The organism is Paenibacillus profundus (assembly GCF_021369635.1).
In the GTDB taxonomy this organism is placed as follows: Bacteria; Bacillota; Bacilli; order Paenibacillales; family Paenibacillaceae; genus Paenibacillus_B; species Paenibacillus_B profundus.
The window spans coordinates 12,919-24,357 of sequence record NZ_JAJNBZ010000024.1 but is presented as its reverse complement, the minus strand read 5'-3'; the positions used below and the strand labels follow the sequence as shown (position 1 = coordinate 24,357).

Sequence of the window (11,439 nt, the reverse complement as noted above, 5' to 3'; positions counted from 1 at the left end):
TGGCTCCGCACAAGCCTCTTCCGCTGGAACGGACTAACCAGTGTTTACATAGCGGCATAGCGATTACGCCCTTTCTTCTCAGTCCTTAAGCATCTCTTCCATACCTTGTCCGGCAATTCCCCAGTGAAACACTCTGTTAAAGCGCGCCACGCCCTCTTCGTCGAGCGCATATACGATGCCGCTTCAAATCGTCCTTCATGCTCGTGTTCCATTTGGGCGATCCAATCCTGTTCCCCCTCTGCTATGGCAATCGGCTCTCTTACCCACCGGTGTGAAAAGCCAGAATGATATAGCTCGGCAATAAATGCGGCTTCCGCATCAGGATCGACGGAACGAAGCTGAAGGGATATGAATTCTAGCGGTTCCCCATTATCATGCAGCTGAACTGTCTGCAGCCATTCGATATTTCTATATAAGGCATAACGCTCCAGCGTATGTGTCATGAACCTTATATCCGCTGCTTGCCACTGCTTCGCATTGCCAAACGTGGAACGATCCGTATCGATAATGACATCGTCATAGAAGCTCATGTCTCCTCCCTGGCGTTTGATCTCTTGTTCCATATCACCCCAATTCACTGTATCCCCCATAACGTCAATTCCGTTCCAGTTCAAAATGGATATGTGCCGTGTTTGCTGTAATCCGGTATAGTAAGCCAATCGCTGCGTTATCGTTGCATCAACTAACAGCACTTTGCGACCTAAACGGGTCAAAAAAGTTGCTAAAGCAATCAGATGAATACTTTTGTCGCATGCGCCGATAAAAATTCCCTTTGCCAATCTTCTCCCTCCGTTATTACCTTCATATAGTTGTTGTACCCGTGCAATTATTAAGGATCATTCTCGTTCAAAAGACTTGGATTCGGAGTTACGTTAACCTCCTCATCTTCTCTCTCTGCCACTGCATCAGGTGCTGCGCCCGTTTTGCTGGAAGTGTTCCCCCTATCACTCTCCAGCCTTGCTTCACTCTTCCCCTGCTGAGCTTCAGGCAAGGTTCTTCCCAACTGCTCGTTAGAGGCTGGGGCAAGTCCAACGAACGGAGAACTTCGCTTCGATTCCGCAGCATTACCGGTGAATGGGGCGTAACCCGAGACGCTGGCCGGATTGGCATCAACCGATCCTTCCTCCGCTAGCGATGAATCGGGAGCGCGGGACATGCTTCTGATTTCGCTTCCTCCTCGATTCAACTCTAAACCGTTGGCAGCCTTCTGTTTCTCCCAACTTTTCTCCATTTGCTGCCGAACGACTCGTGCCAAGGTGGTGTCCGCCTTCTTCACGATATTCGGATTGGATGAAATCAGCTTCAGCACATCAGCATTCGCGGGATAGTTCGGCCCCGCTTTCTTCTGCAGATGCGGTTCTACATAGCGGAGGGCGTAGATCTGACCACCGTTTCGATAAGCGTCCACGCAAGCGCTAGAGAACATCAACCGCTCCTGCTCATCTAACTGCATCCATATCGTAGGGAGTTGAACCCTCATTATCGCTTTTTGCGTAATGACGACATAATCTTGTCCATTCGGAAAGCGAATTCGAATGTCCACGACATCGTGTTCTGTTAACAAAAGCGGTAATTGAATAACCGCCGTCTCCATCCACCGCATGTCATCTGCCAGCACCGCTTCCTCATACAGCATCGAGAACAAAATCGGCGTCTGCGCGCTAACATCGATTTTCAATACTTTTCCGACAATATCGTCCGGGTGATTCATCCTGTCTTGCGGGACGACGTCTGCAGACGCTTGAATCATCGCGATGTCTTGCGAACGAATTCGCTTGCCTGCTAACAACGGCTGCTTAAACACCCAGATAGAATCACGTTCCTTCTGCTGTTCATCTGTAAGCTCCTTCAATCGGCTTATTTTTTGTTCGTAATCCGACCTTACCGTCTCATTCCAGGCATCGTTCTTCGTCATGGCCCAGTAGTGATAAGAAGCAAAGAGAAGACTAGCTGCTACCGCCCCGCCTATACCGGAAATCAACATTTGCTTCGTTCTTCGTGTCCATCGTTTCAACTCCGCAGCACTCCTTTCTTAGATTTGCTTCCCCTTATCCATCTACTAAGCCGACGAAGCAGGTTCTGCTCTACACCCTCAAGATCTAGAATGCAATCCAACCATCGACTAGACGCTTCATCCCAAGCGAATGGATTTGCACGAACAGGAACAGACACTTCCCCGCGACAATATTGCCGCATTCTGCGCCTAGCGGACATCTCGTCACATTGATAGAGATTGGCCATGTACCAATGGCGGAACTGCCTCGATTCGAAGAAGCTGACAATCGTCTCTGATTCCATTCTTCGCCATGGCGCTTGACTTCCTATGAGAACAGGGATTTGGGCTCGCATGAATTCGTCGATTCGTTCCCCCGAACCGTAACAACCTAAATCAAGCACAATGTAATCGAATTGTCCCATTAATGCAGGCAGCAGCTCCTCGCCATCATTCCAGTAAAAACAATGGAATCCATACAGCTTCGTCTTCTCTGCGATGGGGGTCAATTCATGTTCGCCTTCATAATCCGCAGCTAACGCTTTAATCGTCGATCCAGTCGTCGGATTTGCGTCCACATAAGCGATCTTGCCCAGCCTTCGCTTCCCGAGCTGATACGCGCACATTAATGAGGCATGGGTTGTTCCGAGTCCTGGCGCCGCCCCCAAAAAAGCGATAACGACGCTTGATTTACCCCGGCGGAGCGCGTGGTTGACCGATGCTGAATTCCGATACTCCTCCTTCTGGACTGGAATGTATTGCTGCAACTCACCTAACAGCTCAGTTGCCTCTTGGTAACGATCCTGCGGCTGCTTCGCCAACAGCTTCATCATGACGGAATAGAATGATGGCGGGACATCATCTTGGAGCATATGCTCCTTCAAGCTTCGATCGCTGCGCCAGATGCCTGTCGTAAGCATGTGTCCCAGCAGCGCTCCAACTCCGTACAGATCCGTTCGGGCGTCGCTTTGCTTGCCTTCATATTGCTCCGGAGCCGCGAAGCCTATCGTTCCGAGCTTCGCCGTATCCTGATCACTGGCAGCACTCACATTTCTTGCAATGCCGAAATCAATTAGCTTCACTTGGCCTTGCTTCGTAATCATAATGTTGGATGGCTTCACGTCTCGAAATACAATCGGCGGTTCTTGTTCGTGCAAGTACGATAACGCTTCGCATACCGGGATGACGAGCGCTACTGTCTCCTGAAAAGAGATGGGCTTCCTTCTCAACCGCTCCGTCAAGGTCTCTCCTTCGATGTACTCCATGACGAGATAAGCTCTTCCTCCCTCATCCGGCGGGAAGAAGTCAACAATGAGCGGGAGATGCGGATGCCGAAGCGCGGTCAGCAGCTTCGCTTCATGTATGAGCTGACGCACATCTTGCGACACTGGCTTCGATTCCTTCACCGCCCATTGCTTCCCGGCCAACCGTTCATCGTAGGCCAAATAGACGACGCTCATTCCGCCTGCACCGAGAATTCGCCCGATGCGATAGCGCTCATGCAGAAGCTCCCCGGGCTGCAGATGCGCATGTAATGACTGCAAACTATCCCCCTCCAGACAACAAAAAAAGCACCCTGAAAACGAACCGCAACGGTCGTAATCAGGGTGCTTCCCTGTGTATGCATATGTTTTGATGCTATTGTAGTGGAAACGTTCACACTTGTCCAGTGTTTTTTTAAAACTTTTAGAATTCGCTTCCGATTCTACAATAATTTAATGATATAAATAATATACCATTAATACAAGCTCTATCAATATTTCAGCATATAAAGTGTAATCTCGTCACGATTGTGGAACAGCTGCTTCGCGCGCAAGATCTGCATATGTTCACTGAACATCTCCGTCACATCACGTATTGTCTGCAGCGGCTTCTTGTGCATCAGCTTCACCGTTACGATTACCGTTCCTCCAGAGATAACGGAGTCAAGCAGTTGGATGACGAGCTTAGCCGTCACTTTGGGACTCCAGCTCATATCACAGACGAGCAGATCGAATTCATACGGCTCAAATGCGACCTCGCCCGCATTCTTGCCGAAGTAGCTCAGACGAGGATGGTTCATTAAGCTCGGATGCATCTTAGCTGGATCGACAGCAGTCACATGCACTCCACGCTCTAGCAGCAGACTCGTCCAGCCTCCCGGTGCCGCACCGACATCGAGCGCATTCCGATACGCGGAGAACTCAAGCCCGAATGTGCGCTCTGCTTCCAACAGCTTGAATTTTGCGCGCGATACTTGACCTTCTTCACGCTGGAACCGGATGGCGCCGCCCGGCCAGTCAGAACCTGCTTGCGCAGGCGTCACAAGGCCGGCATACACCATACCCTCATGTATGAATAGAGAGATGATGAAAGCTGGGTTTTGAACGGCACTAAGTGCGCCGCCCGCCTCAGCTGCAGCCCTTAATGCATCTCGCAGCGCTTTGTCCTCCGGTGCATTCGATACGCTAGAGCGTACGTGTACGGCAACATGTATATTTTCCATCGCTGCCTCTGATTGTTCAAATAGCTTGTCAACTAATAAACCTGCAGAAGCAGGCAGGTCAGCTTTCATTGAAGACTCTTCTACAACGGCATGCACAGGTTGAATATGTCTGATAAAGATAGCCGGCTGTTCCTCCAGCAGACGCAGCACCTCATGCGCATCCGCAGGCAGTTCCATCAGTGCCGTCTCACCTGACACGAGCATACGGCTTTTTAGCTGCCCGAAGCTTCTTCTCAATTCTTCCTGCGCATAAGAAATGAACCCGTGATTTGAAGTAATCACCCAATGCGAGGCTGGTTGAAAGTGTTGTTCCAAATGTATTTGATGTAATGGCTCCAAGTAGGTTAAACCTCCAACGTTAGTTCGAATTCTTGTATAATTTCATGCTCTATGCGTGCTCATGATGAACTCGAATCCACGGACGATCGTCCACCCAATCGACTTGCACCGGCAAATCGAAGGTTGCCGCGAGCAATTCCGGTGTCAGCACGTCATGCTTGCGTCCCGAAGCGACCATCCGCCCCTCATGCAGCAGAGCGACGTGCGTAAATAACGGCACGATTTCCTCTAAATGATGCGTGACGTAAATGACGCTCAGATCGCGTCCAGTCAACACCCGCAAATCCTGCAGCAGCTTTTCCCTTTCATACAGATCGAGCCCTGAGCAAGGTTCATCCATAATGAGCAATTCAGGCTCTCCCATTAGAGCCCGTGCCAGCAAAATCTTCTTCCGCTCTCCTTGCGAGCATATGCCAAGCGGTTGATCGGCTAGATGGCCGATGTGAAGCTCCTCCAGCAGCGCATGAGCTTTCGCCTTCACTTCCTCAGGTATTTCCTGATAGAACCGGAGCCATGCATATGCGCCTGTAGCGACAACTTCCCACGCCGGGTCGCTCAGCGTTAATTTCTCAACAAGGGATTGGCTAATATACCCGATCTTCTTGCGCACTTCCCGCACGTCACAGTGTCCATATGTATGTCCAAGCACCTCAACCACCCCTTTGGAAGGAAACTGGTAAGCGGTAATCAATTCAAGCAGCGTCGTTTTGCCCGAACCGTTGCGTCCGAGCAGCACCCAGTGTTCGCCTTGTTCAATGTTCCAATTCACATCATTCAGAATAACACGTTCCTCGCGTTGAAACCAAATATTACGGAGATTAACCATCTGCTTCCCCACCTCTCAACTGTTCATAAAGATAGGATACCGAATGAAAAGCATAGATTTTTCTAGGCTCTTTACTGGCATCCGCGTTCTCCCGCTCCCAAATCAATAAGCATGGCACGCTTTCAATTTGAAATGTGTGAACAAGATCTGGGACAAATTGAATGTGCACGGAGGCAATCGTCAATTGCGGACAGGTCTGTTCAACGATAGTCAGCATACGCTCTGCAAGTTGGCACGTTCCGCAAAATGGACTGTGCACATATAAAGCATCCCACAGCTCATTAGGATGCTTGCCCCTATCATCCCATAGCAGTTGTCGACACTCCGCCGCAGATAACGTAATCATTGCTTGTCTCGTTTCACACGTGCAAGAACATCAGGGGTCATCGGCCCATTGGCAAGCGCAACTTGTTCCGGTTTATTCTCATACAGCATTTGGTACATTCGCTGTCTTCCGATCGCGCTCGACGTGTGCAAATAGATTTCTTGCTTCGGATATAATCCACGCCGTACTATCTCACGGACAAGCTCCGTCCCGGTCGGCTCGCCCATACCCAAATCATGATCCAATGATAAAATGCCGACTTCCTCATGCTCTAATAGAAGAAGACATTCCTCCATATTACGGGCAAGCACAAATCCGTCCGGACAGCGCCGCCAATCGTCCAAATAAACATGTATCATCGTTTACCTTTTCTCCCTCCGTCCCAATCCATGACGCAGCGCTTCCCACTCCAAGTCGTGTCGGCCGTTCCCGTCGCCGGGCGTCTCTAAAATAAACATTTTTCCTTGCATCTCATCTGTAGACAACAGCTGATCGAACGCTTCCATACCAATGCAGCCTTGACCCACATTGGCATGCCTATCTTTACGCGAAGCGTAGCCATCTCTTGCATCATTCAAATGAACAGCGTGAACGTGTGGCCAGTAGTCGAGAGCATTCCCTTGAGAGAGCAGCGCTTTCGTCTCTGACGGATTCCATAAGCCGCTTGCATACGCATGGCAAGTGTCAAAGCAGAAGCCGACAGTTGATGGGCGGCTGCTGAGCTTGCGAATTTGCACAAGCTCTTCCAATGTAGCTCCCATGCCTCCATGATTGCCCGCCTGGTTCTCGATGAGGAGCAGCGCTTGACCGGACCAGACGTTCAACACGGTATTCAGCGTGCGGATAATATTTTCGTAACCCCGCAGCACAGCCTTGTCCGCAGCAACACGGCTGCCTTTGTAAGCTCCGAAGTGGACCACGGCCCCTACAGATCCGCAAGCTTCCGCAATCATGAGATCATTTAACAGCGATTGTACCGTGGCCTGAAACAGCTCGGGCGACTCATCGGCATCAACGGCCAGATTGGTCGGATACGGCGTGTGTGCTACAGAGCGGATATTGTACATTTCTCCATAGTCTCGGGCGGACAATGCATCGGATTCAAATCCAGCTTTCACGGATAAGCTGCGTGGATTTTTGCTGAAATATTGATAACAGCCCAGCCCTGCTTGTTCCTGTAATTGAATCGCCTGCTTAGACGCCTGTGCATATCCTCCCCGCAATGACAGGTGACAACCATAGCACAGATCGACGGTATCGCTGCTGATTCTGTTATTGCTCATTCGGAGGAATTTCCGGTTGGCACTGCGGACAATAATAGGCAGGCCGACGCTGAATCAGCATTTCCTGTATCAATGTGCCGCAGCACGGACAAGGTTCCCCCGCCTTGCCGTGAATCGATTTATCCAGTTCTTCCCCAGCGTTTTGAGTGTCGGCAGTTAGGCACTGTACGTTCGCCGTTCCATTTTCACCCTGTTCAATCGCTCCTTGCAGCACATTTACCATAGCGTGGTACAAGCGATCCCAATCATCATCCTGAAGTAGATCCATACGGATGGATGGACGCAACCGTGCCGCAAAAGCAATATCATCGGCAAAACGGCTGTCGATGCCGACGATAATATTCGGGTTCATTAAAGCCGTTTTCAATGCGGAACGGCGCTTCGCAAAGAGCTTCTTGAATCGCTCTGGCGTCAAATGACGTGATAGCGGGTCAGGGCCTTGTTCTTTTTGCTGTTCGTCCAGCTCTTTAGCAGTAAGCCACAGAAATTGCCCTGTACGCGCACTATGAATCGTCACGATGGCATTATCGGTCGTAAGCGACAACTGCTCCTTATGGATGCCATCTGCTGTCGTTCGCACGTCTGGCTGCGCTTCATCGAAACGTTGCTCCATGTGCAAATGACTTCCTTGAGCTGTGCGAAGCAGCAAACGCCGACCATCATCCAAATGAAAAATCAAATCCGTTCCTCTACGTTCAACGTACAGGATTTGACGGCCGATCACACCGTCCTTCATAGCTTCAAGCGCTGTATTTAACCAAGAATCCCGCTGTACGTGCAGATCGCGTATACGCTGTCCAACCACATGCTGCTCCAGTTGCTTGCGGTACCCTTCGATTTCCGGAATTTCCGGCATCGAGCATCTTCCTTCCTGTTCACATGATGATATATGTCGTGAATTATTGTTGGTTCACTGCGTCTATAAACCATTGACGCATTTCCTCCATGTCGTGACAGACAACATCCGGAATTACACCGGATCGTTCTTTATATTCGTCCAGATTGGATGGCGTCGTTAATCCAGTAAAGACAAGCGCTGTGCGGCAGCCAGCATTCACTCCTGCCAACATATCCGTCATCATATTATCACCAACGACAATGGCATCGGCCGCCTCACATTGCATTCGCTCCAACGCCACTTTCATAATTAACTCGCTCGGCTTGCCGATAATAATCGGTTCAACGCCTGAAGCTGCCTGCACGGCAGCACCGATCGTGCCGGCTCCGGGGGAGAATCCCCTGTCGGATGGCAGCATTACGTCAGGATTGGTTAAAATCGAAACTGCACCCTTGCGGATAGCGCAAGATGCGGCTTCGAGCTTAGCGTATGAGAACTGGTGGTCTATTCCTTGCACGACGACACCGATACATTGCTCCCACACTTCATTTACATCATCGGTCCATCGAATTCCCGCTTCGGTTAATGCTTGCTGCAAGCCTTGCTCTCCTACCATAAATACAAGTTTATCCGAATGTTTCATCTGAATATACGATGCAGCAGCTTGAGCAGACGTGAGTACATCTTGAGGATTTGCAGGTATTCCAAACCCTTGCAGCAGCTTAGCCACATCTTCCGGCGTGCGAGAAGAGTTATTCGTCACGAACAGATAAGGAACTTGCAGTTCCTGCAGCGTGGCAATCAATCGATCCGCGCCCTCCACCTTCGTGGAACCGTGATACATTGTCCCGTCCAAATCGATAAATGCACAAATACGGTGATGATTACGACTGTTCATAAATGACTTCACTTTCCTTTCTTGCCCATGGTTGACTTACTTAGCTGGAGAAGACTCGATAACATAATCAACCCAACGCTCAACTGCATATCCATCCGCAAGCGTCGGTGCTAGATCCGACCACCGTTCATCACCGGATAGGCGCAAAATAAAGTGATGCAGCGCACCGAAATGACAATCTTGAAAAATACCCATCGTCGCCTTCTCGTCTGGCAGCAAATATAGGCTGTCCGGTTCCGGCGTCGCTTGCATGCTGCCGTTTAATAGATGGAGTGTCGGCTTTTTATCGCGTTCCAAGTCACAGGTGATGCTGCCTTTCGTACCAACGATATCGATTCGGAACGCATCGGCACCATAAGCGATTCGTGACACTTCCACAAGACCGCGCACGCCCTCTTCCATCCGGAAGTTCATTACCGCCCAATCATCGACGTGAACGTCCACCCGTTCTTCCGAACCTGCAGTTTTCAGACGGCTCGGAATGAACGTCTCTGTGCGGCCATCAATATGAGCGAACTCGCCGAACCAAAGACGAACTAAATCGAGTGCATGCACGCCGATATCGGTAATGGCCCCTCCTCCAGACAATGTATCGCTTAACCGCCAGCTGTATGGTCTATTTTCATTTAAATATCCCGAACGCATATACGCCATCTTACACTGCAGCACATCCCCGATAATGCCTTCTTGCAGCCAGGCGCGAATGCGCAGCACTGCCGGATGATAGCGGTATACAAACGCAAGCTGCTGCGGATATTGCGGCGGCACTTCTTCCAATAACGCTCCCGTAGCCTGTGCGCTCTCCGTTACTGGCTTCTCGCAATAGATCGCCTTGTTATGCTTCATCGCCATCCGGACCTGTTCGGCATGCAGCGCGTTCGGCGTGCAGATGCTCACCACATCCGTGCCCGCTTGCTGCAACGCTTCTTCCAAGGAAGAAGTCACATGTGTAAATCCGATCTGCGCGGCTTGCGCTCCGACTTGCTCCGGTCTTCGAGTGACAAGAGATGCCAGCACTGGCGTTACAGGCAACGATTTGATAATCGGCATCGTCCGCAATGCAACCATATGCGTCTTCGCTATCGTACCGAATCCGACAACGGAAAATCCAAGTGTATTCATAAAAGGCTCCACCTTTCTTTTTCCCTTCACATTTATGTAGACGCATTTTTGGGAAATGCTTAACTTTGATCCATTGTAAAGAACCGTTTCCGTGCTTGCAACACTTGTTATCATAAGTCGATTTCTTGTTTCGACGCCGTGCGACGACAGTTGTCGTCGAAATGAAGGTTCTGCGCACCATTCCACGTCGGACAACGTATGTTTTGTCAAGTCCTGCGCTTTCCCGGGAAACTATTTTGGGGAAACAAAAAGAAACGGATTGCTCCGTTTCCGCTGTATTCCCTACACGTAAGGCGGCTCCCATCCTTTCTTACTCCATCCCAACTTCGTCTTCACGACATTCAACTGCTCATCGAGTTCGACTTCCACACCAAACGGCAATCCACGCCGATGCCAGAAGCGAACATCATTCCACACGACCTTATATCCGTCCTTCCACTGCTGAGCATGCACCACGACGCGTTCGGCAAATCCGTGAAAAGCTCTCACTCCGTCCGTTGCCAGAGTGCGCTCAATGATTGGATTCAGAGAGAACGATTTCTCGTATCGGGCATGAAAATCAAAACGAAGCGGTGTGCACATGGATAAAGGAGAAGCTTGGATTACCCATCCGGTCGAATAACAATCTTCCGTCTCCACTACATATTGCCATCGGCATAGGCTAAGATCGGGAATCAGTTGATGATGCAGCGCACCTGGGAATTGCATTCGGAGCTGCTGCAGCACCCTAGAACACGTCCCCCAACGCCATAATATATAAAGGAAGGTTAAAGCGTAAGCAGCTGCAAACAGCGATGAAGCTCCTTGCCTATCAAGCCACAACCAACTGCTCAACACAGCCATATGAATACCAAACAGAACGGGATCGAACAGACAGAGCACATCTTTATGCAGCCACTTGGACGTGAAGGGAAGAGCGGCTTGAACGCCATACGCGTTTAACCAGTCTAAACCAACGTGGAACATCACCGCGATGAATGTCCACAGAGCGACTATCGGCCAAGATTCCCATACGTGAAATAGGGATGACAACGGAAGCGCAATGACAAGCGGCCATATGAACCAAGCGGGAACAGCATGCGTCAAGCCTCGATGATGCCGTAAATATGCTGCATAGCTCCGCAGCCTTGTAACGGTGTCAAAGTCCGGCGCATGTGAACCGATAAGTGTCGCAGCCAGAACTGCACCGAACAGCTGCGGATGCTCCGCTATTTGAGGATGCAAGCATGCGGCGCCAGCCAACGTGACTCCGAACAATAAGTGACTTGCGGTATCCATTTCTTCTCCTCCTCGTCTCCTCTGGTCTTCCAGAATCGGTGACTTATTTGGA

The 11,439-nt window shown here is 50.3% G+C and carries 12 protein-coding genes; all 12 read right to left on the bottom strand.

Annotated features, from left to right (window positions below; translation table 11 throughout):
* Positions 1 to 44 precede the first annotated feature (44 nt).
* The gene (locus tag LQV63_RS22420) at positions 45 to 779 is read right to left on the bottom strand and encodes a ParA family protein (RefSeq protein ID WP_233698377.1); all 735 of its coding nucleotides are present in this window, start codon (positions 777 to 779) and stop codon (positions 45 to 47) included.
* A gap of 50 nt (positions 780 to 829) precedes the next feature.
* Entirely contained in the window at positions 830 to 2,014 is a 1,185-nt protein-coding gene (locus tag LQV63_RS22415; RefSeq protein WP_233698376.1) for an SAF domain-containing protein, read from the bottom strand.
* A complete protein-coding gene (locus tag LQV63_RS22410; RefSeq protein WP_233698375.1) occupies positions 2,011 to 3,537 on the bottom strand; it encodes a serine/threonine-protein kinase in 1,527 nt (508 codons plus the stop codon). The genes LQV63_RS22415 and LQV63_RS22410 overlap by 4 nt, the downstream gene beginning before the upstream one ends.
* Positions 3,538 to 3,746: 209 nt before the next feature.
* Positions 3,747 to 4,817 (bottom strand): SAM-dependent methyltransferase, encoded by a 1,071-nt coding sequence (locus tag LQV63_RS22405; RefSeq protein WP_233698374.1) that lies wholly within the window; start codon positions 4,815 to 4,817, stop codon positions 3,747 to 3,749.
* A 49-nt stretch (positions 4,818 to 4,866) separates the two neighbouring features.
* Positions 4,867 to 5,643 carry an ABC transporter ATP-binding protein gene (locus LQV63_RS22400; RefSeq protein ID WP_233698373.1) on the bottom strand — a complete coding sequence of 259 codons (777 nt, stop codon included), beginning with the start codon at positions 5,641 to 5,643 and terminating at the stop codon, positions 4,867 to 4,869.
* A complete protein-coding gene (locus tag LQV63_RS22395) occupies positions 5,636 to 5,989 on the bottom strand; it encodes a thioredoxin family protein (RefSeq protein WP_233698372.1) in 354 nt (117 codons plus the stop codon). The genes LQV63_RS22400 and LQV63_RS22395 overlap by 8 nt, the downstream gene beginning before the upstream one ends.
* The gene (locus LQV63_RS22390) at positions 5,986 to 6,327 is read right to left on the bottom strand and encodes a cyclic-phosphate processing receiver domain-containing protein (protein ID WP_233698371.1); all 342 of its coding nucleotides are present in this window, start codon (positions 6,325 to 6,327) and stop codon (positions 5,986 to 5,988) included. The genes LQV63_RS22395 and LQV63_RS22390 overlap by 4 nt, the downstream gene beginning before the upstream one ends.
* Before the next feature lie 3 nt (positions 6,328 to 6,330).
* Positions 6,331 to 7,251, bottom strand: coding sequence for a deoxyribonuclease IV (locus tag LQV63_RS22385; protein WP_233698370.1), 921 nt, complete (start codon positions 7,249 to 7,251; stop codon positions 6,331 to 6,333).
* Positions 7,241 to 8,107 carry an Fpg/Nei family DNA glycosylase gene (locus LQV63_RS22380; RefSeq protein WP_233698369.1) on the bottom strand — a complete coding sequence of 289 codons (867 nt, stop codon included), beginning with the start codon at positions 8,105 to 8,107 and terminating at the stop codon, positions 7,241 to 7,243. The genes LQV63_RS22385 and LQV63_RS22380 overlap by 11 nt, the downstream gene beginning before the upstream one ends.
* Positions 8,108 to 8,150: 43 nt before the next feature.
* Positions 8,151 to 8,987, bottom strand: a complete 837-nt coding sequence (locus LQV63_RS22375) for an HAD-IIA family hydrolase (protein ID WP_019423866.1) — start codon at positions 8,985 to 8,987, stop codon at positions 8,151 to 8,153.
* 36 nt (positions 8,988 to 9,023) lie between these two features.
* Positions 9,024 to 10,109 (bottom strand): Gfo/Idh/MocA family protein, encoded by a 1,086-nt coding sequence (locus LQV63_RS22370; RefSeq protein ID WP_019423865.1) that lies wholly within the window; start codon positions 10,107 to 10,109, stop codon positions 9,024 to 9,026.
* A 282-nt stretch (positions 10,110 to 10,391) separates the two neighbouring features.
* Complete coding sequence (locus LQV63_RS22365) at positions 10,392 to 11,387, bottom strand: metal-dependent hydrolase (RefSeq protein WP_233698368.1); 996 nt, start codon at positions 11,385 to 11,387, stop codon at positions 10,392 to 10,394.
* Positions 11,388 to 11,439: the final 52 nt, after the last annotated feature.

Excerpts from the sequence above, each read along its gene's own strand:
- LQV63_RS22400 (WP_233698373.1), bottom strand. The coding sequence starts at position 5,643 with ATGGTTAATCTCCGTAATATTTGGTTTCAACGCGAGGAACGTGTTATT.
- LQV63_RS22395 (WP_233698372.1), bottom strand. The coding sequence starts at position 5,989 with ATGATTACGTTATCTGCGGCGGAGTGTCGACAACTGCTATGGGATGAT.
- LQV63_RS22390 (WP_233698371.1), bottom strand. The coding sequence starts at position 6,327 with ATGATACATGTTTATTTGGACGATTGGCGGCGCTGTCCGGACGGATTT.
- LQV63_RS22385 (WP_233698370.1), bottom strand. The coding sequence starts at position 7,251 with ATGAGCAATAACAGAATCAGCAGCGATACCGTCGATCTGTGCTATGGT.
- LQV63_RS22380 (WP_233698369.1), bottom strand. The coding sequence starts at position 8,107 with ATGCCGGAAATTCCGGAAATCGAAGGGTACCGCAAGCAACTGGAGCAG.
- LQV63_RS22375 (WP_019423866.1), bottom strand. The coding sequence starts at position 8,987 with ATGAACAGTCGTAATCATCACCGTATTTGTGCATTTATCGATTTGGAC.
- LQV63_RS22370 (WP_019423865.1), bottom strand. The coding sequence starts at position 10,109 with ATGAATACACTTGGATTTTCCGTTGTCGGATTCGGTACGATAGCGAAG.
- LQV63_RS22365 (WP_233698368.1), bottom strand. The coding sequence starts at position 11,387 with ATGGATACCGCAAGTCACTTATTGTTCGGAGTCACGTTGGCTGGCGCC.